Annotated in this window: 18 protein-coding genes and 1 pseudogene; 9 read left to right on the top strand and 10 right to left on the bottom strand. The window is 65.4% G+C overall.

Annotated features, from left to right (window positions below; translation table 11 throughout):
* Positions 1 to 121 precede the first annotated feature (121 nt).
* Positions 122 to 1,027: a class I SAM-dependent methyltransferase gene (locus tag ACIA5H_RS31300; RefSeq protein WP_379252405.1), complete on the bottom strand. Its 906-nt coding sequence runs from the start codon at positions 1,025 to 1,027 to the stop codon at positions 122 to 124.
* Positions 1,028 to 1,393: 366 nt separating this feature from the next.
* On the opposite strand from ACIA5H_RS31300, the gene ACIA5H_RS31295 reads away from it, so the two are divergent.
* Positions 1,394 to 1,735 (top strand): hypothetical protein, encoded by a 342-nt coding sequence (locus ACIA5H_RS31295; RefSeq protein WP_397079277.1) that lies wholly within the window; start codon positions 1,394 to 1,396, stop codon positions 1,733 to 1,735.
* A 1,256-nt stretch (positions 1,736 to 2,991) separates the two neighbouring features.
* Here the strand turns inward: ACIA5H_RS31295 and ACIA5H_RS31290 are convergent.
* Positions 2,992 to 3,270 (bottom strand): hypothetical protein, encoded by a 279-nt coding sequence (locus tag ACIA5H_RS31290; protein ID WP_397079275.1) that lies wholly within the window; start codon positions 3,268 to 3,270, stop codon positions 2,992 to 2,994.
* Positions 3,271 to 3,478: 208 nt separating this feature from the next.
* On the opposite strand from ACIA5H_RS31290, the gene hxsA2 reads away from it, so the two are divergent.
* From hxsA2 to hxsC, 4 genes are all read left to right on the top strand, one after another.
* Positions 3,479 to 4,075, top strand: a complete 597-nt coding sequence (gene hxsA2, locus ACIA5H_RS31285) for a His-Xaa-Ser repeat protein HxsA2 (RefSeq protein ID WP_397079273.1) — start codon at positions 3,479 to 3,481, stop codon at positions 4,073 to 4,075.
* A gap of 81 nt (positions 4,076 to 4,156) precedes the next feature.
* Positions 4,157 to 4,453, top strand: coding sequence for a His-Xaa-Ser system protein HxsD (gene hxsD / locus ACIA5H_RS31280; RefSeq protein ID WP_397079271.1), 297 nt, complete (start codon positions 4,157 to 4,159; stop codon positions 4,451 to 4,453).
* 3 nt (positions 4,454 to 4,456) lie between these two features.
* Positions 4,457 to 5,911 (top strand): His-Xaa-Ser system radical SAM maturase HxsB, encoded by a 1,455-nt coding sequence (gene hxsB / locus ACIA5H_RS31275; RefSeq protein ID WP_397079269.1) that lies wholly within the window; start codon positions 4,457 to 4,459, stop codon positions 5,909 to 5,911.
* Positions 5,899 to 7,068 carry a His-Xaa-Ser system radical SAM maturase HxsC gene (hxsC, locus tag ACIA5H_RS31270; RefSeq protein WP_397079267.1) on the top strand — a complete coding sequence of 390 codons (1,170 nt, stop codon included), beginning with the start codon at positions 5,899 to 5,901 and terminating at the stop codon, positions 7,066 to 7,068. Before hxsB ends, hxsC begins: the two co-directional genes overlap by 13 nt.
* A 117-nt stretch (positions 7,069 to 7,185) precedes the next feature.
* Here hxsC and ACIA5H_RS31265 read toward each other — a convergent pair whose 3' ends face one another.
* From ACIA5H_RS31265 to ACIA5H_RS31255, 3 genes are all read right to left on the bottom strand, one after another.
* Positions 7,186 to 7,341 (bottom strand): transposase, encoded by a 156-nt coding sequence (locus ACIA5H_RS31265; protein WP_397079265.1) that lies wholly within the window; start codon positions 7,339 to 7,341, stop codon positions 7,186 to 7,188.
* Positions 7,342 to 8,090: 749 nt separating this feature from the next.
* Entirely contained in the window at positions 8,091 to 8,708 is a 618-nt protein-coding gene (locus ACIA5H_RS31260; protein WP_397079263.1) for a hypothetical protein, read from the bottom strand.
* 553 nt (positions 8,709 to 9,261) lie between these two features.
* Positions 9,262 to 9,942: a TetR/AcrR family transcriptional regulator C-terminal domain-containing protein gene (locus ACIA5H_RS31255; RefSeq protein WP_364425593.1), complete on the bottom strand. Its 681-nt coding sequence runs from the start codon at positions 9,940 to 9,942 to the stop codon at positions 9,262 to 9,264.
* Positions 9,943 to 10,011: 69 nt separating this feature from the next.
* Here ACIA5H_RS31255 and ACIA5H_RS31250 point away from each other — a divergent pair, with 69 nt between their 5' ends.
* Both ACIA5H_RS31250 and ACIA5H_RS31245 read left to right on the top strand, forming a co-directional pair.
* Positions 10,012 to 11,382 carry an FAD-dependent monooxygenase gene (locus ACIA5H_RS31250; protein ID WP_397079260.1) on the top strand — a complete coding sequence of 457 codons (1,371 nt, stop codon included), beginning with the start codon at positions 10,012 to 10,014 and terminating at the stop codon, positions 11,380 to 11,382.
* A 279-nt stretch (positions 11,383 to 11,661) separates the two neighbouring features.
* Positions 11,662 to 11,868 (top strand): annotated as a pseudogene (locus ACIA5H_RS31245) (recombinase family protein); the annotation flags it as partial.
* A gap of 299 nt (positions 11,869 to 12,167) precedes the next feature.
* Here ACIA5H_RS31245 and ACIA5H_RS31240 read toward each other — a convergent pair.
* Entirely contained in the window at positions 12,168 to 13,277 is a 1,110-nt protein-coding gene (locus tag ACIA5H_RS31240; RefSeq protein WP_397079258.1) for a tyrosine-type recombinase/integrase, read from the bottom strand.
* Between the two features lie 354 nt (positions 13,278 to 13,631).
* On the opposite strand from ACIA5H_RS31240, the gene ACIA5H_RS31235 reads away from it, so the two are divergent.
* Positions 13,632 to 14,117, top strand: a complete 486-nt coding sequence (locus tag ACIA5H_RS31235; protein ID WP_397079256.1) for a hypothetical protein — start codon at positions 13,632 to 13,634, stop codon at positions 14,115 to 14,117.
* 1,391 nt (positions 14,118 to 15,508) lie between these two features.
* Here ACIA5H_RS31235 and ACIA5H_RS31230 read toward each other — a convergent pair.
* The 3 genes from ACIA5H_RS31230 to ACIA5H_RS31220 all read right to left on the bottom strand — a co-directional run bounded on the left by ACIA5H_RS31230 (position 15,509) and on the right by ACIA5H_RS31220 (position 17,623).
* Positions 15,509 to 15,949, bottom strand: coding sequence for a hypothetical protein (locus ACIA5H_RS31230; RefSeq protein ID WP_397079254.1), 441 nt, complete (start codon positions 15,947 to 15,949; stop codon positions 15,509 to 15,511).
* 42 nt (positions 15,950 to 15,991) lie between these two features.
* Positions 15,992 to 16,453, bottom strand: a complete 462-nt coding sequence (locus ACIA5H_RS31225) for a hypothetical protein (protein ID WP_397079252.1) — start codon at positions 16,451 to 16,453, stop codon at positions 15,992 to 15,994.
* 234 nt (positions 16,454 to 16,687) lie between these two features.
* Positions 16,688 to 17,623 carry a tyrosine-type recombinase/integrase gene (locus ACIA5H_RS31220; RefSeq protein WP_397079250.1) on the bottom strand — a complete coding sequence of 312 codons (936 nt, stop codon included), beginning with the start codon at positions 17,621 to 17,623 and terminating at the stop codon, positions 16,688 to 16,690.
* Between the two features lie 563 nt (positions 17,624 to 18,186).
* Here ACIA5H_RS31220 and ACIA5H_RS31215 point away from each other — a divergent pair.
* Complete coding sequence (locus ACIA5H_RS31215) at positions 18,187 to 20,025, top strand: serine/threonine-protein kinase (RefSeq protein ID WP_397079248.1); 1,839 nt, start codon at positions 18,187 to 18,189, stop codon at positions 20,023 to 20,025.
* A gap of 268 nt (positions 20,026 to 20,293) precedes the next feature.
* On the opposite strand, the gene ACIA5H_RS31210 is transcribed toward ACIA5H_RS31215, so the two are convergent.
* Positions 20,294 to 20,866: an FHA domain-containing protein gene (locus ACIA5H_RS31210; RefSeq protein WP_397079246.1), complete on the bottom strand. Its 573-nt coding sequence runs from the start codon at positions 20,864 to 20,866 to the stop codon at positions 20,294 to 20,296.
* Positions 20,867 to 20,908 lie beyond the last annotated feature (42 nt).

Raw genomic sequence — 20,908 nt, 5'->3', positions numbered from 1 at the left:
GGACTGCTTGAGCAATTCGAGCACCCCAGGCTTCGGGGCCGGCGTTTCCCACGGAATTGAGCACGAAGGAACCGCTCCTTACCGGTTTCAGGGACCTCCAAACCGGGTGGCGCGGGCAGGATCAATGTGGTGGGGGTTGTATTGCGCCGGGTTTGGTGAAGGTGAACTGCATGACGTTGAGGTGGCCGTGGCGGAAGTGGTCGGCGCACTCGGTCAGATAGCTGATGTAGGCGTTGTAGGTGTGTTGCCCGGCCAGTTCGATCGCCCGGTCGCGGTGCTCATGCAAAGAGGTGGCCCAACTGTCCAGGGTGGTGGTGTAGTGGGATCCCAGTTCCTGAATGCGGGTGAGGGTGAATCCGGCGTCCTGCGCGTACTCGTTGATCCCCCTGGGGCTGTGGCCGGTCGATCGTGGGAGCTGGCTACTCGGGAAGACGGTGCCGCGCAGGAACGCGAATTCGGCTTCGGTCGTCAGGGCCGGTGCCTGGTGCGCATCCGCGTGATTCGAGTCTTGGACGACGACGGTTTGTACCAGCAGCACTCCGTCGTCCGGCATCATCCGGTAGGCGAAGTCGAAGAAGGCGGGGTATCGCTGGCGGGGGATGTGTTCGAGCGCGCCGATGCAGACGATGCGGTCTACAGGGCGGTCGAATTGTTGCCAGCTTTGCCGTCGCACACCGCCGTAGGGGCAACCGCGGACGAGCCGATCGACGAGGCGGTCGCGTACGTACCGGTGCTGGTCGCGGTGGGGCGTGAGCCCGATCGCATTGACGCCGTAGCTGTCCATGGCGCGCAACATGGTCGAACCCCAGCCGCAGCCGACGTCGAGCAGGGTCATCCCCGGTCGCAGATCGCATTTGGCCAGCGCAAGGTCGATCTTGGCGGACTGGGCTTGTTCCAGGGTGTCGTCCGGGTGAGTCCAGTACGCGCAACTGTAGGTGCGAGTCGGGTCGAGGAACTGCGCGAAGAACTCATCGGGTAGCTGGTCGCGGGACGGGATCTGACGGTCGAAGAGGGCGTAACCGGTCATGGTGCGGATCTTCCTTGCATGCAGGGCCGAATCGCGTCGGTGTCGGTGCCCTCCCGCCACACAGGCTGAGGTCGGACCGCCCTTCGGGGCGCGAATGTCTGCCAGTCGCCGATCGGGCGGCTGTGGGTGCCCCTGGATCGGGTGGCATCCGGATCCGAGACTACAGATCTCACAGCTGCGCCAAACAGTGCGTGAGCAACATTTAACCAGGCAGTAACTGTAATGCTCGTCAAAGAGACGCCGGTGCGCGGCGAGCACGAAGCGCGGTCTTGTCCGGGTTATTGGCCCGAGCTTGTTGCGGGCTGCCCGCGGCGGATCGGGCTCAGGTTCACGCCGTGGCGGTCGGGGCGGCGGTGCGACCCCGTTGTGGACATCGGGGTTGCCGCCGACATCGAGCTGATCGGGTTCAGCAACAGCAACCGTGACCCGTTTCTCCAGACCTGGACGCTGCGGCAAACAGTGGCGGAATGGATACGCTGCGTGTGGCGCGATCTCGAGTCCGCGGCAGCGCTCGAAGCGCTCACCCGAGTTGTCGCGACGTCCAAGTTCGGCGTCCCACGCTTCGCTCACCTGGCGTTGCGAGCGCCGGACCGGATTCTCACCGCTACCGCCGACCATCTCCACGCAGCCGGTCTGGGCGAGGAGACCGACATCACCGAGACGGCGGCTTTTGCGCGACTGTGCATCTCGCTCGCCCGCGTGCTCTAGTGCGGCTCGGTAGCGCCCGGTCGGCGACAGAGAAAACCCACTGCGTCCGGCGACTCACGCGGAGCCCGCCTACCGGCCGCAGCCAGCCGCGCGGATCCGGAGATCCGTTGAGCGATACTGGTATGCGGCCCGAAACGGGGACTTCGGATGCGAAATTGCAGTGGCTGACGCCCAAGTTTTATTCATCGCCGGGTTCGAGGCGTCTCCCTAGGTCCGCCAAATCTGTGCGAGGACTCGATCGAGCCGGTCGATAGGTACACATGTCGCAATCCCCGATGTAACCGGACTATCGATCCCGACCCGGGCAACTCGGGAGGGCGACCCCGAACAACCTGCTCAGCTCGTTGCCGAAAGGCCCCGTCTCGCACGTTGGCTCGACGAATACCGCGGGGGGGGCATCGGGAAGCCTCGACTACGAGCAGCTCTCGGGTGCTGTTGCTGAGTCGTCGTCAGCAGATGAGGGCGGCTGCGAGGCTGAGGAATCCGTGGCGATGTCGGGTATTGGGGCACCAGGGCGAGGGATTGTTCGACAATCCACCGCCCCGAGACTTTGTCGCGGGTGCCGCGGCGCGGGATGTAGCCGGTGATTCGTCGTCGCCGTAGTTCGTCGTGGACGCGCGGATAGTCTTAGCCCTTGTCCGCGATCAACGTGGTGATCCGTCGGCGAGGCTGACCCGGTCGCCCGCGCAGCGGACGAACCTTGTCGAGCAACTCTGGGCGCACCAGGTGGTCGTTGACGTTGGCCCCCGACGACGTGATCGCGAGCGGTAATCCGTTGTCACAGGGCAGGATATGGTGTTCCGATCCTGTCTTGCGGCGGTCGACCGGACTCGGGCCGATGTCGGCGCTCCTTTTTCTCCCGCACGTGCGAGCCGTCGGGGATGGCCCGGTCGAAATCGATCAATCCGGCACGGTGGCAGTGAGCGAGCATCGTTTCGTGCAGGGCCTCGAACACACCGGCTTTCTGCCAGTCCCCGGTCCACCCGCGGGGCCAGGTTCTGGATCGAGACGGCGGTGGAGTAGACGTTGGCGAAAGACTGATCGGCCTCGCGGACCACCAGGATCAGGAAGAAGGCGGCGCCGAGGGTGACCGACAGGAACGGCCCGTAGGTGCTTTCGCCGGTGGACAGGGCCAGGGCGAACAGTCCGAGGGTGTAGGCGACGATCTGGGTGAGGGCGTAAGCGCCGCCCGCCGCGCCGAAGCGAGAGCACCCGCGGCGCGAATTTGTCTAGGGTGAGGGGGGATTCGCGCCCTCTCAGCCCGGCCTCCGCCCGAGCTCCAGCGGTGGTGTGTCCGGCGAACCGTACACGCGCGGTAACACATGTTTGGAGGCGAGTTCGGCGTCGGTCAGGCGGTCGCCGATCACCGAGTTGTCGATCGACTCGATGCCCGCCACCTCCCGCAACGTTGTTCGCGTGGATCCGGGGTCAGTGCTCCAGCCGGACTTCCGGATCGCGGTGTGATTCGGTTCGTCGCTGGTAGTAGCTGTGGCGGGCGTGGTATCGGCGTCGGCGTCGCCAGTGTGACGGCGCATCCTGTGGCCGATGGGTGCGGTCGTCGACGTTACCGGAACGTTGTGCGGGCGCGTGAGGCATCGATGTGTAACGGTCCGGCGCCGGGCGAGATACTAGTTGCGGTAACGAGTTCGAAGCTCGTCGGGTGGTGATGGAGGGCAGTGACGATGGAACGCACGGGCATTTCGTTCGCCGTGGTCGACTCGGGTTCGATTCTGGGAGGTACGAATGCGTGAGACGCCGAAGATCGTGAGTCTGACGGCGGCCCTCGCCGCCCTCGCGATCCCCACGGCCGCACAGGCAGTGGCGGAGGCGTCCGTCTCGACGGGAACGGACGAACCTCGCGTCACGGCGGCACCGGAGGAGGCGCTGCCGGAGCCTCGGGTTGCCTTGCCGGACGACGTCGAGTTGATGAGCTTCACGACGCATCGCGCCGGCGATGGCAGATTGTTCGCGCGGCATGGTTCTCATTCGTCTCATTCATCCCATTCGTCTCATGCATCTCATGCGTCTTCCAGTCCGGGGTTCGGCAGACCGGATGTGCCGAAGCCGGGTTACATTCCACCGTCTGCTGTGACCCCACCGGCCGCTCCGCCGCCTGCAGCCGCTCCGCCCCCTACCACCACCCCACCGACCAGCTCGCAGCCTGCTTCCGATCCGTTCTCTCTGGCGTGCACGCGAGCAAAGGAGGGCCTTGGGCTGAATGAGATCGCGCGCGAGCTGCAAGAGGTCTTCGGCCTCGCTGCGACCGAGGCTGAGGATCTTGCCCAGCGAGCATTGGACATGTGCACGGAGGTTGACACGACCGCGGTGCCCCCTCGGTGACCGAGCAGTGCAGTTGCCTTCGCAACTATGTCAGGTGCTCTCGGCGAGTGCGGGTTCCGCGTTCTGTGATGGGATCGAGTGATGTCAGCGTCTGATTTGGTTGTCGACTTCAGCAGGTCGGTGCAGTCGCTCGACGCACTGCGGGAGGCCGCTTACCGTTTGATCGGGCAGGCGGCATGCCAGATCGACGAAGCGGACGGACGATACGTCTGTCGGCTCTCACCAACGCAGTCACAGCTTCGGGGCGATGAGTTGCGCACTCATTTCCTGAATCTCGTGACGGACGAGAACCTGCGCGAGAAGGTCGGTCGCGAGACCGGCCGGTTGCGCGATGTCATCGTCGCGTTGGCATTCGGATCGCTGGCCGAGGAGGAGTGACCGTTGGCCGGCTTCGCCTCAGCGGACTCGTTCCATCCCGACACGTCCCGGCTGCGACTCCTGCCCATTCGATTCGAACGGCTCGGTGCAGACCGCTTCCTCGTCGGCAACATCGTTGGCGACATGGCGGAAATGACGGCAACCGAGCTGGAGCGGTTGTGCGCGCTCGATCTCACCCCTGGCGACGGGCTCTATGAAAGGGCTTTCGAGAAGCTCTTCGTCGGATCGGCCGATCAGCGCGCACCGCAGCAGCTTCTCGCCCTTCGTCTGCGTAGCCGCCTGAGCTTCCTGCGCGCCGCCACGCCATTGCACCTATTCGTCGTCACGCTGCGATGCGAGCACTCCTGCCCGTACTGCCAGGTGTCGCGTCAGAGCAAGGACCGCGTCCGCTACGACATGGACAGCGCCACGGCGTCCAGAGCACTGGATATCGCTCTGTCCGCGCCGGCGCCGATGATCAAGATCGAGTTTCAAGGCGGCGAGCCGCTGCTGAACTTCGAGCTCATCCGGTGGATCGTCGTGACCGCTGAGGAGCGGGCGATGTCCCTGGGCAAGCAGTTGCAGTTCGTGATCGCGACGAACCTGGCGCTCCTTGATGACGAAGTGCTCGAATTCTGCGCTGAGCACGATGTTCTGCTCAGTACCTCACTGGACGGGCCGCGCGATCTGCACAACAAGAATCGGCCCCGTCGTGGCCAGAACAGCTACGAGCTCGCGGTGGCCGGAATCGGGCGCATTCGAGAGCGGCTCGGCCCGGACCGGGTTGGTGCGTTGATGACCACCACCGAAGCGAGCCTGGATCGTGTGGAGGAGATCGTCGACGAATACCTCGCGCAGGGTCTCGACGGCATCTTCCTGAGGCCGTTGTCTCCGTACGGTCATGCGATCAAGACCAAACAGTTTCACAAGTACGATGCCCGAGAATGGCTCGAATTCTGGAAGCGCGGTCTTCGCTACATCCTGGAGATCAACAAGTCCGGCCGCCGGTTTCCCGAGTTCTATTCGGCCCTGATCCTTCGCCGGATGCTGAGTGATGAGCCCATCGGGTATGTCGATCTGAGAAGTCCTGCGGGGATCGGTCTCGGTGCGCTGGTCTACAACTATGACGGCACCGTATTCGCCTCGGACGAGGCACGGATGCTCGCCGAAATGGGGGACCGCAGCTTCGAACTCGGCAACGTACATGAGCATAGTTACCGAGATATGGTGTTGTCCGACACGCTGGTGTCGGCGGTGGCGGATTCGCTGACCCAGACGGCTCCACAGTGCTCAACGTGCGTATTCGAGCCCAACTGCGGCGCGGACCCTGTGTATCACCACGCGACGCAGGGGGACCTGCTGGGGATCAAACCGCTATCCGAGTTCTGCGAGCGACAGAAGGGCGTGATCACGCACTTGTTCGAACTGTTGGAACACTCACCCGAAGACGCCGCCGTTCTCCGGGCGTGGGCGTCGTGAAACCTCTTCTGCTTGTGGGACGATCACCGGCGGCGGACATCGTCGGACTCGGTGACGAGAACCGGATCGTGCGGCTCCGCCCCCCGAACAGTGCCCCGTCGGATGATCGCGATGCCGCGCTGATCGTCGACGATTGCGACTGGACGGCGGCGCAGGCGAATGGATTCCGGATCGCGGTCGGGCGCGACGCATGCCCGGACGGCGCATCGTCGAGCTACATCCGACTTCCGGCGGGTTTCGCCGAGGTCGGCGATGGCGATGTGATGAGCATCTACCCGCGGTCGGGTCGAGTGAGGCTGCTCTACCGTCGGTCGTCGCGACACAACTTCTTCCTCGTCACCGAACGCTGCAACAACTATTGCCTGATGTGTTCGCAGCCGCCGAAGAAGGTCGATGATGGCTGGCTGATCGACGAGATCGCAGAGGCACTGCCACTGCTCGACCCGGCGACTCCCGCACTGACATTCACCGGCGGGGAACCGCTCACCGAATGGCGCCGATTCATCGGGCTGCTGGAGCTGTCGCGGGATCTGCTCCCGGGCACTGCGATCCACGTGTTGACCAACGGGCGCGCCTTCTCCGTTCCCGAGGTCGCGCACGCCTGGGCCGAGATCGGGCATCCGCAGCTCTCAGCAGGTATACCGATCTACGCGGCGGTGGATTACATTCACGACTATGTGGTTCAGGCCGCGGGCGCGTTCGACGAAACTGTTCTCGGCGTGCTCCGACTCAAGAACCTCGGGCAACGGGTCGAGATTCGTATTGTTCTGCACGCCATCACCGCACCGCGCCTCCGTGAGACCTGCTCGTGGATCGCGCGTAACCTTCCATTCGTCGATCATGTGGCTCTGATGGGCATGGAAAACACCGGCTTCGCGGTCGCCAACGACGCCACACTGTGGATCGATCCCGTCGATTACCAGGAGCAGTTGAAGGCCGGTGTCGGCGCCCTGTCCGTCGCCGGGGTGAACGTGTCGATCTACAACCTGCCCCTGTGCGTCCTCGATGTCGGCATCCGGCCGTTCGCGGTGCAGTCGATCTCGGATTGGAAGAACGCGTACGTCGCGGAGTGTGACGACTGCTCGGTGCGCCACGAATGTGCCGGCTTCTTCTCGACAGGGCGACCAAAGTTCAGTCGCGGGATAGCCGCTATCTAGCCTAATTCTTTCACGAGGTGGGTGTGCTGGCATGAGGGGTTTCTAATTGGTGTTTCGATCGTAGATTCCCGATGAGTTCCCCCGTTTTGTTGGAGGGTCCTCCAGAGAAGCGGGGTCTCAGGTCGCGAGGGTGTCGGCGGTGCGGTCTTCCAGGACATCGACCGGGCGTCGTGTCTCGATGTCGATCAGGATCGTGCCGTAGTTGTGTCCCCGGCGCAGCGCGAAATCGTCGACTCCGAGCACACGCGGTGTCGCCCGATCCGGATCCGGCACGCCCTGATCTGCCGCAACAACGTCATCCGGCTGACCGAGGCTGCTAGGTGCCGGGTCATCCGAGCTCCCGCCCGACCACCCAACGCCAGCGCCACCGCGCACAACAGACGTTCCAGGGTTCTCGTGCGTCGGGCGTACCGTGGTGCCAAATCGTATACCGGTTCGGCGAAAGTCCTTCTCCCGCAACCGGACTTGTCACAGAACAACCGGCGCAGCCGCACACCGATCACCACTTCACGCCCGGTGACCGCCGTGTCGGTCAACCGCCGCCGATACCGACTGTGGACACGATGCGACATCATCACGCAACCCGTGCAGGCCACCGCCTCGTCGCAGGTGCTGACCTCCAGATTCACCCGGACCCCGACCGAGGTCGCACGATCGATGCGCAACCCGTGCAGGTGCGGGAACAACACGTCCAACGGTTCGGGATCACGACGCCGGCGACATCATCGATCACCAAGCCCCGTTGGCAATCCGGCAAGGGGTAATCACGCAAACCGTGCCAGATCCAGCATTCAACCGACGCTGACAACTACGACAGCGGGGGAGTACGGACTGCGCGAGTTGTGCATGTCGAGTCAGCCGGTGGGTGCGAGGGACGCTAGCCGAGTGTCAGGTCGCAGCCTTCATCGAGCCGCATGGAGGCCGGTTGAGCAGGTAAATAAGGTGTTTCACTGACGCCCGCATCTGCGATGAAACTCGTCAACACTGCTCCGGCCCCGTGTCGTAGCCAGTACTGGCGGTGGTCAGTTCAGCGCGTGAGCGAACCAGCCGCCGGGTGCGAGATCGGGGCGTGGGGAGGACGGTAGGTTCCACGTCGAGGTGGGTTGTTCCGGCCACAAGACCTGTGCCCGTTCGGCAGCGCTGCGGAAGGGTTGTGCGTCGAGTTCAACGCGATGCTCGTCGATTCCGGCGGTCGGCCAGGCGACGATTATCGAGAGGCGTCCTGGTGGCGGGACGGGTGTCAGGTAGTAGGTGTAGCTGCTGAAGTCGGGGCTGCCACCGCCACCACACGACATCAACACCGCGGTTGTGCTGTTGTCATCCGAGGAGGAGTCGTCGATGTTTGTCGCGGTGCGGCCGTCGGCGAACTCGACACCGAGTAGATACTGGTCGCTACCGCCTCCGTGGAGTCCTCCGAAAGCCGCGGTAGCGGACACAGCGCCGGGCTGGCGAACGTGCAGCCGGAGGAATAGTTCGATTCCCTGGGTGTAAGCGCGGGCACCGCTGAGCGCGATCACGATGTCGTCGGTGCGTGCGAGCACAGCGTCGAGGACCACGATCGCGGGAAGCTCGTTCGACGGCCTGGTACGCCTCCGCAAGTCAGACGCCAGTTGCTCAGCGGGGGAGAGCTTTTCGTCCAATGGTGGCTCCTTTTTCTTGTCGCCCGTCTCGGTGCAGGCGCGTATGAGGGGACGGTAGCGTTCCCCTCCGACAGCCAGGCGGCGATAGCTCCACCATTCGGGACTTTCTGGCATATAGGGCGGGGCAGAACTGTCCGGCGTTCATCCGCCGGAGTGGTGGTGCGCGGAGACCAGCGACTACACGTGGTGGTTGTACTGGAACCAGGCGGCCCCATGGTCCCCGCCGGAACACCACCCTCATCCGAGCTTCGGAATCCACTCGATAGTGTGAGGTTCTGGCCCATCTGGCCGCTGCGCTCAGGTGCTCTGACCTGGCTGTGCGGTGACCCGCCCGCAACGGCAGCCGTCAATTGCTCCCACCCCACCGGCGGCCGGCCCCGCAGCCGCCGCGTGATCCGGCAGAACGCGCGCCGGGGTCGGGCTGGCCACCCTGTCGAGAAGGCCGTCACCGCCGCGGAATAGTGACTTCAGGCGTTGGAAGTCGCGTCGTCTCAGCGCGTCAACGCCGAGTTGGTGCCATGGGCGGCGCCTATCTTGGTCTCTCGGCTGAGTGTCAGCTCGCGATGTGGCCTTGGATGCCGTCGAGGAGAAACTCTAGGCCGGTGCGGAAAGTTTGGTCGGCGTCCAGGTGGGCGGCGTCGCGTATGACCGTGGCCAGCGCGGGGAATCGGCCGGTGGCAAAGGTTCGCTCCAGATAGGGCCCGGAGATGGCCTGCCACTGCTTCTCGTTCATCCCGGTGGCCCGCTCGGCGCGCCGCTCGGCGATCTCCCGGCGCACCGCACCGACCGCATAGGCATTGACCGCCGCGACCACCGGCATCACGATGTCCACGTTGACGCCGCTCATCGCGGCCACCACAGCTTCTCCTCTGGCCAGCGCGTGCGGCCCGAGCTGGGGCCGTCCACCGATCAGGTCGGCGAACCATTCGTGCTGGTGCGCGGCCTGCCGGGTGGTTTCGGCCAGAGACCGCAGCACCGCTCGCCAACCGTCTCCGACCGGCCGCATCTCGGCATAGACCGCATCGACCATGAGATCGAGCAGTTCCTCCTTGGTGGCGATGTAGCCGTACAGCCGCATCGGCCCGACCTCCAGATCGGCGGCAACTTTGCGTAGCGATACCGCCGCCAGCCCGCCCGCGTCGGCCAGCCGGATCGCAGCTCGTACGATCCGCTCCCGGCTCAGCGGGGCCAGCACTCGTCGATCCGGCGGCTCGGGCCGCTCCCACACCAACATGCTGCTGACAATACATCGCATACTTCGATACAGTGTATTTCGTAATTCACTGTATCGAAGGGCTGAACTATGAAGCAGGCTGTATCCACGGATGTTTTGATCGCGGGCGGCGGATCCGTCGGGCTGATGCTCGCGGTGCTGTTGCGCCACCACGGCGTCGAGCCCCTGGTCGTCGAGGAGAAGCCGGACCTTTCGCCCCACCCCAGGGCAACCGGCATCGGGTCGCGGTCGATGGAGATCTTGCGCGAGGTCGGCCTGGATCACGCCGTCAACGAGGCTGCGGTCGACTTGCGGGCGGGCAAGATCAGAGGGCGCACGCTCGCCGAGGCCGACTTCGCCGAAGGCGTGGAGTGGAAGGCGAAGACCGCAGCCGAACTCACCTACACCCCGGCCCGGATCCGCGGCACGTGCGGTCAGAACCTTCTCGACCGCGTGCTGATCGCCAAGGCCGGCGACGTGGAGTTCGGCGTGGCGCTCGACTCCTTCGAGCAGGACTCCGGCGGCGTCACCGCGACATTGTCCGACGGGCGTGTCGTGCGGGCGCGCTATCTAGTGGGGGCCGACGGGGTGCGCAGCCGGGTCCGGCAGGTCCTCGGTGTCGGCCTCACCGGTCCCGGTGTGATGGGTCGGGAGACGACGAGTGTCCTGTTCCGCGCTGATCTGCGTCCGAGCGAGCCGTTCGCCATGTGCAATATCGAGCATCCGGACGCGACCGGCCTGCTGGTGACCGTCGACGGCGCGCGCGAGTGGGTGTTCCTCACCGGCCTCGACACCGAGCCGACTCCCGAACTCATCCGCACCGCGCTCGGCGACCCGTCCATCGAAGTGGAGATCCGGAGTGTGCTTCGGTTCCGGGGACGCGGCCAGGTCGCCGATCGCCTGTCCGTCGGCCGGGTCTTCCTGGTGGGCGACGCGGCGCACGCGATCCCCCCACTGGGCGCGTTCGGGTTGAACACCGGCATCGCCGACGCCCACAACCTGGCGTGGAAACTCGCACACGTGCTGCGCGGTGAGGCCGGGCCCGAACTGCTGGAGACCTATCACGCCGAACGCCATCCGGTGGCCCTCATGACGATGGAACAGGCACGCCTGCGGTTCAACGATCCGTCCCTGCACTGGGGCAAGGACATGGCACAGGCGCGCAAGAAAGCAGGGGCGATCAACGCGCCGGTGGTGCACCTGGGCTACCGGTACGGCGGCGCGGAACTCCCCTCCACCGAGGACGTCGGCCTCGACCTCGACGGGTCCCCAGGATCTCGCCTGCCGCACATGTGGGTGGCCGACGGGGTGTCCACGCTGGATCTCGTCGGATCGCAGTGGTGTGTACTCACGGCCGATCCCGGCGTGGTGGCCGACATCCCAGTGCACCTCGTTGATAGCTGGCCATACGGGACGGTGCTGGTCCGCCCCGACGGTTTCGTGAGCCGCTCGTACAGCTAGCGCCGCCTTCGGGCAGGTGGTCGGTATATCGCGGAGGCCCTTCTTCTCCGACGCGGTGTTCAACACGCGGCCATCCCATCCCGACCGAAGTACGAACGACGTCGCTGGGCGTGGTGTTCCGTTGGCCGATCGGTCAGCGGAACACCGCAGCCGCTGCACTCCGGCCCTCGTCACGGTGTTCCGTAGAGGTTGTTCCGCGAACTGTTCCGATGAACCCCCTCCGGCACTACCCGCCGCAACCGCACCGGGCTCGACAACGCACTCGCCGCGGTCACCTCCTCCGCCGCGGTCAGTAACGGACGCCAGGTGGTGCTGACCACGGCGAAGTTCGACCGGTTCGCCCGCAACATGGCCGAAGCCAGCGAGATCCTGACCAGCCTGCGGAAGCAAGACGTATTGTTCGGGCTCGGCAACTCGGTCTACGACTGGCACGACCCGTTCGGCAAGGTGTTTCTGCAAACCCTGGCCATGGTCGCCGAGTTCGAGGCGAACCTGAATCACCTGCGCACCCGCGAGGGCATGGCCAAAGCCCGCGCGAAAGGCCGGCTCAAGGGCAACAGCCGAAACTGCCTCTGGCAGCACGCAAAACAATCCACCGCCGCTACCACGACCCGGATGACGACGCGAGCCTGGCCGACCTCGCCGAGGAATGCAGCGTCGGCCGCTCCACCATCCACCGCATCGTCAGCGGCCCCACACCACGGACGTAGCCCCACCCGGATCGCAACACGAAAACTGCTCTCTACCAGCCGATTACGGCATATCCGCCCGATTTTCGGCGAAAGCTACCGGAATCCCTTTTCGTACTCGAAGACGACACCCACGCCCTCGTCGAGTCTGTCCTCGAGGCACCGGGCCGCTACCCCTTCAGCGTCTGTATCGACTCCCTCGTACCCGCAACAGACGCGTAGCGCGCTGTTCGGCGCCACGCGTCTACATCGCGATGTCGCCGAACAGGTCGAGTTGCTCGCTGCCGGTGAGCGCGAGGCGGTTACGCGGGCGCGCTGCCGTGCCGCCGAGCAGGGCGCGGACCCGGTCGCGGTCGGGTGCTTACTGCCCGAGGCGGGCGGCGACGACCGCGGGTGGGAGGCCTTCGCGCAGCATGCGTGTTCGGCGGTGGCGCGCAGCGTCCCGGGGGAGATGTCGAGGCCGGCGTCGGCGCCGACCGCGCGGATGGCGTCGTCGACGGTGCGTACGGCCAGCCGCCGGTGCGGCGCGGCCTCGGTGAGGAACAGCGCGACCTGTTCGGGCTGGCCGCGCAGCAGGCGGCGGCGTTCGGCCAGCCAGGCGACCAGCGCGGCGCGGGTGCCCGGCTGCAGCGGCACGGTCCGCGAGCCGCCGGTGGAGTCGGTGATCGCGAGGGTGCCGGGCCACTCGGCCAGATCCAGGCCGGTCAACGCTAGGGCGGCGATCTCGGACTTCCGCGGCCCGGCGTCCAAGCCGAGGACGATCATCGCGAACGCGCGCGGCCCGCGCGCCGCGGCGGCGCGCAGCAGGGCGCGTTGCTCGGTGGGGCCGAGGGTGCGGGGGTTGATCGGCTGCACCACCACCCGCGGTGTGGCCGGGGCGCCCAGGCCGAGCCAGGTGTAGAAGACGGTGAGCGCGGTGAGGGTGAGATTGACGGTGCGCCCGACGATCCCGCGTTCCTCGATGGCCGCGGTGAGGTAGGCGTCGATGGCGCGGTCGCGGCCGCCGGGGGAGTGCAGGGCGTCGTCGTGGCCGCGGTCGGCCGCCAGCCAGCCCAGGTAGTGTCCGACGCGTTCGAGGTAGGTCTCCCGCGAGCGGGTGGCGAGGTCGTCGCGGTCGGACAGCGCGGCGGCGAACCCGGCCAGCATCGGGTCGGCGGCGATCTCGATGGAGAACAGCCCTGGCATGTCCTGGCCGTTGTCGTTCACCGCCGCCCTCCATGCCGAAACCTGTTGAGTATCAGCATCGCAGCAGGCACTGACAGGACCACGGCGGAGATCAGCGGTGGATTGGGCAACTGGGGTCGCCGCTAATCTCCCATCGCGCGGGCCGCGCGGGGAATATGCGCTGCCGTGGGGCCGATCCGCACCATGTCGCCGACCTGGGGTTCGCTTACCCCGGGACTCGCGCAAACCCCTCTGGTGTCACTTATGGGACTCGTGCATAACTGCTGTGTGGCGTGGTCTAGGCTGCTGTCCGCTCGACGGATCTTTTCCACCACCTACCGACACCGAAAGGCGCACATAGTGGTTCGTGGAAGACTTTTCGCTTCGATACTCGCGTTGACCGCCGCTGTACTGGTCAATGTGGCCGGGCCGGCCGGCGCAACGACCAGCATATGGATCGGGAGAGCGTTCCCAGACGCACACGGCGACTACAGCTGGTGGGTCGTCGCCGAGATCACCTACGTCTGCGAACCCGGCCAGGCCAACGCCCTGTGGGTCAAGGTCGAGTCCGAACGGTTCAAAAGCCCGGAAGGCCGACCCGTCCGTATGAAAGACGAGGCCCTGGATCGGGTGACCTGTGACGGCGAATCTCGGCAGACGAAGGTCAGGGTGCCATTGGGCTACGACTACGGCGAGGGCCCGAATCGCGCAGATGCTCACGACGGCGACGGCATTGAACTCATGACGTATTACTACGATGGCCGTGCGGTCGAGATCACCGCCGCGTTCGCCTACCTGCCGCCTGACGCCGAGGACATGAGCCAGGTCGAGATCCAGAAGGACACCACCGAGAACCGGACCCTGACTCTGACTCAGGAATAGTCCTCGGCCCGCAGCGGTCCGCACCGGACCGCTGCGCAGCGTGCGAGCTGAACGTGAAGAACCGGCCAGATACTCTGGCCGGTTCTCGTTGTGTTCGGGGGCCTCAGGCGTTGAGCTACCAGAACCAGGGTGCTTCTTCGCGCCGGAGTGCGTCGCGCGGTCGCCCGCTGTCCAGCAGGATGTCGTCGACCCGGCGGCTCACATCGAGGTTATCCGGTTCGGACCACATGGCGAGCGGTGCGACCGTGAACCGGCCATCGAGTGCGAACCACAGGACACATCCATGTACGGGTGCAGGCCTCGTGCGTCCAGGAGCCGGTACGCGGCGGCGACACCGTCACCGCCGGCGCCCATGTTCACCTCCAGCACCCCTGGTCCCCGGGGTAGCCGTAGTATCGGCGAGTCCGGCGCGAGCCTGCTCGAACTCATGGCGAAGTCCGGCACCGCAAGGCCGAGAACCTGCGCCGCTACTTCAAACCGTCCCCCAAGCCATGCGCGAGCTGACCTCGATCCTGAGGCCGGGAGCCGACCGCCGCCGCTGACCAGCAGCTCCGCCATATCTTGGTTTTTCGGCGGCTACTACCGGAACCCCTGGACGAGGCGATCGCGCTGCGCGAGCGAACCCGCGCCGACTCCGAGCGAGTATTAGGGACCGAACACCGGATCACCGACACGGTCCGCAGCAGTCTTGCAATGGTCCGGACCGGTCTTCCAGTGACCCGCGCTCTCCAGATGTCAGGCTGAGGTACGGCCCAACACCACACCGGGAGACGTTGCGGAGAGCGTCAGAGTGAGGCGCTGTCCGCGTCAGTCTGACGCTGTCCGGCTGGGCTCCTGATCTTCTGGTCTGTGGTTCCGCGTCCCGAACGGGCCTGCGGTGGGGGACGAAGTCGTCGCTTTAAACCTCACCGCTGGCGCCAGGGACGGCGACGTCGAGTTCAGGAAGCAAATTGCCACGGCTTGCCTTCGAGGCTTGCTGTCACGCGCAAGCACAACTTTCGCCGATGCCTGCGGCTGATCCTCACCCACCCGAAAATCCGTAGATCAGGGGCTGAAGTTGCGCATCGTCAGCTGCGTCGCCGCGCGGCGGGGTCGGTAGCGTCCTGCCAAGCCAGCAGTGCCTCTTTCGACGGGCGGGCGTATTTCGCCAGCGAAAAGGTTCTGACGTCGACGACGGCCCCTTCTACTGTCTGATCTACGGCGTTATACCCGGTGTAGTGACCGGCGGTCCTGCTTTGCAGCCGTTTCGATAGCACTGACGCGACAAGGTGCCGATGCGCGTGAAGATCGGTGGCCTCAATTCGACCGCCACCGTGCCCGGCCGACTCCACGGCTGGGCACGCTACACCGACGGCAGTTGGGTCGGCTTGGTCGAGCTCCTGGCCGCACGGTCACGCCGACCGCCACGGCAGGAGCCGACGAACCGCCATTCGTCCCGAGGTGATGTGCGGGGGTTGCGACATCAGGGAATCCTTGCCCCGAATACACCACCCGAACGCCACCCACCGGTCGTCGTCATCGGTGATCACATACTCTTCGGCGCCCCCGAGAATGATCGCCTCGACCGCCGCGGCCGCCTGGGACGGCTTGTCCTCGAATTGGATTTCGTAGTCGGCGATGGCGCGGACGCACCAGCCCGTTTCGATGCGCACCGCGGCGTCGCCCATATCCACCAGTTTGATGTGTGGATTTGCCCCGCGCACTTCGGCTTCCGTGGACGAGGATCCGCTGGAGAGCACCAGGGTGCCGGGATTCGAAAACGTCTGGATGGCGTAACGCTCGGCGATGGCCAACACCTCCGAGCAGAACATCTCCCATTCCGTCCCACTCACCCCGGCCTCCCAGCCCACTCGCAATCTTGCCCCGCCTCGACACTACTTACCGCACGGATTCACCACCGTGTCCGAGTACTTCCACGCCGAGGATTGCGAGGGTACTCCCCCGTACACGCCGCCCCCGCGAGCAGCTGTCCGGTACTCCCCGTCCGCGCAGGTGGTGGCGCCTTGGGCAACGAGTTTGGTCCCTGCGGTGGGTTTGATGGCCTCGTTGTGGCCGCCGTCGACCCGCTTCCAGCTCCCACCCTCCTTGCGCTGAAGTTCGACATCGATGTACAGCGAGTCGATGTCCGCCGTGCACTTGATACTGCCCTTTCCGACGATGTCGGTCGGCGTGCCCTTGGAATTGTGCGGATTCATGGCCTTCACGGCGTCCACATGGCAGTTCGCGTCGCCCGGCCCGGGCGCCGCGTCGGCGGCGGGCAATGCCACACACGTGGTCATCAAGACCGTCAGCACGCCACCTACGACCACCCCGATGTTCTTCGCGTACTTCGTCATTCGCGTACCCCCAGTTGATGGAACCTTCGGTTCTTCATCTGGTTGGACGTCGAAGCACCCCGATCGGTTCCATCGTTCAGCGAGTCCTTCTCATCCGTCCTCCGCTATCGCCCGAACCCCCAGCACATCGGGATACCACCGCAGATGCACACCCCGTTGAGATCGATTGCCGCCTCAGTCATCCAGGCCGCTTTGTCGTAGACCACCCGCGCGTGAAGAGCCACACCCGCAGGTCTACCTCCGGGACTCGCGGAGACGACGTGCGGCGCGGATCTCGGTGTCGGCGACTCGGTCGGCGAGCAGGGCATAAATCTGGGTGGTTTCGGTGGAGGCGTGCCCGAGGCGTTTGCGGACGACTTCGATGGAGACGCCGGCGTTGATGAGCTCGGTGGCGTGGGAGTGCCGCAGCTGGTGGATGTCGATGTCCACTCCGGCCACCACGCAGTACCGGCTCCACCGGTGATGGGCCGCGGAGTAGGACAGCGGTCCGCCGCGGCCGTTGATGCTGGCGCGGAACATCGGTCCGGCGGTGTAGCCGGTGCGCTGCAGGTAGAGCCGGACCATGGCGACGTAGCCGCGGTCGTCCAGCAGCACGGCGCGCACCGAGCCGCCCTTGCCGTGCAGCCGGACGTGCTCGTCGTCCAGGCGCAGGTCGAAATCCTCGACATACAACTCGCACACCTCGCTCGCGCGGGCGCCGCACACATACGCGGTCTCGAATAGCACCCGATCGCGCAGCACGTCCAGGGCGACGTCCTTGCGCGGGCGGCGCGCGCAGATCGCGGCGAGCACCTTGGCGATGTCGGCGGCCGGCGCCGGGCGCGGCAGCGTCTTGGGCACGGTGATCGTGTCGACCCGGTCCATCGGGTTGGCCGCGAGCAGGTCGTGGCGCACTGCCCACCGGCAGAACGCCGCGACCGCGGCCCGCTTGCGCTTGCGGGTGGCCGGTGCGAGATTCGCGATCGCGGACAGGAACCCGCGCACCGCGGCGACGGTCACCCCGTCGATGCCGCCGTCGACGTACTCGGCGAAGCCGGTCAGGTCGCCGCGGTAGGCGCGCAGGGTGTTGGCCGGCCGGTTGGCGTTCGCGAGATCGGTGAGGAACTCCTCGATGTGGGTCGCCAGCGGCACCACGATCTCTTCGTCGATGCCGACCGTCTTCTCGCGCACCGCGCCCTCCTTCGCCAGGTTGCCCGATAACCGGGAAACGAACGGCCCGCGCCGAACGCCGTCGCGCCAGGTCGCTCTCCCCGCTTCGGCTCTATCTTGCCCGATAACCGTGGTTATCAGGCAACTCCTCCCGGCGGTACGTCGCTACGAAGACCTGGTTTCGGCGGGAATGGCAATCCCGCCGCCGATCCCCGCGATCCCGAGCAAGGTGCTCCGTGGAGGATTCACGCGGCACCCACGATCGAGCTGACCCGTTCTCCCACCACCACGACGCGCCAGCAACGCTCCGCGCGGTCGGCTTCTGGCACCGCTGCCTGTGCATGACCGGCCGCACGTATCCGACCTGCGAAGAGATCCTGACGCCGCAGGTTGACACCGCTGCGGTGTTGATTCGGCACCCGAGATATAAGCGCCGAGGCATCGAACCCTCCCGTAGCAATCGTGGAGAATTCAGCTGATATGGAAATATCCGCTGGTCAAGCCATCGGTTCAGCGCGGAATCGCGCCGATGCTGGCGTTAGCAACCCTCGTGCACAGTGGCGGCGTGGACGAGAATGGTATGCATGCGGAAACTGGCCGAAGGTCAGAAGTTCGCGGGTTACAAGATCCAACGCAGACTCGGCGGTGGAGGGATGGGCGACGTGTATCTGGCCCGCGACCGCGAATTCTCGAGATGGATCGCGCTCAAGCTGCTGAACAGCGCGGACGAGGAGTTGCGTAAAAGGTTCCGGAGCGAGGCCGAGCACACCGCCAAGCTTGAGCACCCCAACATCGTCACCGTCTACAACCGCGGCAGCGTAGGCGACCAGCTGTGGATCGCGATGCAATACATCGACGGCTGCGACGCGGCCACGGCGGTGCAGGAAAGCGGTGTGCTACCTGCGGCTCGGGCGGTGCGAATCATCTCCGAAGCCGCCAAGGGCCTCGACTTCGCACACGCACAGGGTGTGCTGCACCGAGACGTCAAACCTGCCAACATCCTGCTAGGCCAGCTACCCGGCGGCCAGGACGAACGAGTGGTCCTTGCTGATTTCGGCATCGCGAAGGCACTCGAGGACACCCAGGGGCTGACCGGCGAACTGATACGGGCCACGTTTCCCTACACGGCGCCGGAACGGTTCGACTCCTTCGCCGCAGTCGATGCTCGTGCGGACGTGTACTCCCTCGGCTGCACGTTGTACCACCTGATCACCGGATCCCCACCCTATTCGGGCACATCGAAGCAACTGATGCGGGCGCACTGTGATGAGACGATCCCGCAGCCCAGCCGGGTGCCCGCGGCTCGCGATGCCGGGCTGCCCAGCGCCTTCGACAGTGTCATCGAACAGGCCCTGGCGAAGGACCCCGATGATCGCCCGCAGAGTTGTGGTGCCCTCGCCGAGGCCGCTCGAAAAGCCCTGGACTCGGCCGAACCTGTCCAACTCACCGGTGACACCAGGCCACGCTCGCAGCCATCTGTCACCCGTTCTTCCCGGGACCAGCACACCCAAAGCCAGACCTCTGTACCGTCTTCGCAACCATCGACACAGCTGCCCGAGACGGTGGACGATCGACCGGAGGACCGCACTCCCGTCCCCACGAAAAATGGCTTCTCGACACGTTGTCGACAACTCCTCGCAGCCGCGCAGAAGGCCCTGCGCTCGGCACCGGAGACGCCCTGGTGGCGGAGGCGATCGACCGCCGCAGCGATCGCGGTCGTCCTGCTGGTCCTCGGGGTGAGCGCCGCGGTGAAATACCTGATCCCGTCGCAGTCCGACAGTGGCGTCATCGAGAAGACGCTCAGAATTACCAAACCCGGTGGCACAGATGAGTTGGCATTCACCGGCACCAAAGGGCAGAAAGTGTTCGTCGAGGTGGCCTCGTCGAACCTGCCCGACCAGTGTTACCCGTTGTCGTTGCGCGACCCAGTCCGCAAGGAGATCGCGAATGGATGCATCGGCCTCTCGCGCAACAGCGGAATCGATACCACGGCTCTGCCGGCCGGCGGCGAGTACACCGTGGTATTGAGTCCGTCGTCGAAAGACTCCACCGGCGACGCCACGCTACGCGTGTACACCGTGGTCGACCAGGACACGACGATCTCCCCGGACGGAACACCGGTCACCAGCAAGATCGACACCCCCGGCGCGGTCAGCCGTTTCCGATTCGCCGGCACCAAGGGACAGAAAGTGTTCGTCGAGGTAGCCTCATCGACCCTGCCCGCCCAGTGTTACCCGTTGTCGTTGCGCGACCCGGTCGGCAAGGAGATCGCAGAGGGATGCATCCGCAGTGACGGCAGCGGCTCCATCGACACCACGGCCCTGCCGGTCGACGGTGAGTACACCCTCGTCATCGACCCGGAGTACACCGACTGGATAAGGAACGGGACCGGCGAGTCGCAGGTGCGGCTCTACACCCGATGAATCCTCGCGCTTCCGGCCCCTGTCGGCACTGTCGAACCCAATGCGGGCATACGTGTGCGGGGCCGGTGCTCAGGCACGAAGTCCAGACCGCTGGAGACACCCCGACACTGTGCCAGGTCACTCCTGCGGGATCGTTGTCGTCGAACTCGCTGATCTCGGACCGACGATCGGCGGTGTTACCGAGGCGCTGTTCGTGCCACACGAAGTATTGGCACACGGCTGTTCGCCGCCAACGTTCTGCGGTGGGGGAAGCGCCCTACACAGCAGGTCATGTTTCTTCGAACGTCATTGTTGTCGAACCGATCCGGATCACGGTTCCCGTCGACAGCGGGGTGGCGAGCTTGATGCGTGCACCGTCGACGTAGACACCGTTCCTCGAGTTCAGGTCCTTGATCGCCAGGCCTTCTTGTTCGGGGAAGATCTGTGCGTGGGGGTCGCGGCTGACTTTCGGATCGTCCAAGTCCAGATCGTGCCCGGGACCGCGTCCGATCCTCAATCCGCTCGGGGGGACCTCGACGATACGGCCGCTGTCGAACCTCAGCCGACCACTGCGGTGGGTCCTCGGGATCTCGGCCACCGTGGTGAGCAACGCTTTAGCCTGCATTGTGGCGGCTGGCTGCGACCCGAGTATCGGTTTCTGCTGCAGCACCTGCTGCTCCAGCCAGACGAGCTGCGCACATCGGTCGATTCCCAATTTGTCCGCCAGGATCTGCTTGACCCTGCGGCACGCCTCTAACGCATCGTTTTGTCGGTCCGACCGGTACAGGGCAGTGATCAGTTGCGCCCATAAGGGACTGCCCCGAGTTCGGTTGACTCGCGGGTGTGGTGTTTCAGGCCGCAAGCGCGGGCTGGTTTATTGTCTCAAACTCGATCGGCGTCAGGC

The sequence above is a fragment of the Nocardia sp. NPDC051900 genome (assembly GCF_044452545.1).
Taxonomy (GTDB): Bacteria; Actinomycetota; Actinomycetes; order Mycobacteriales; family Mycobacteriaceae; genus Nocardia; species Nocardia sichangensis.
Note: the sequence above shows the minus strand (reverse complement) of the source record. Positions and strands in the feature narration are given on the sequence as shown.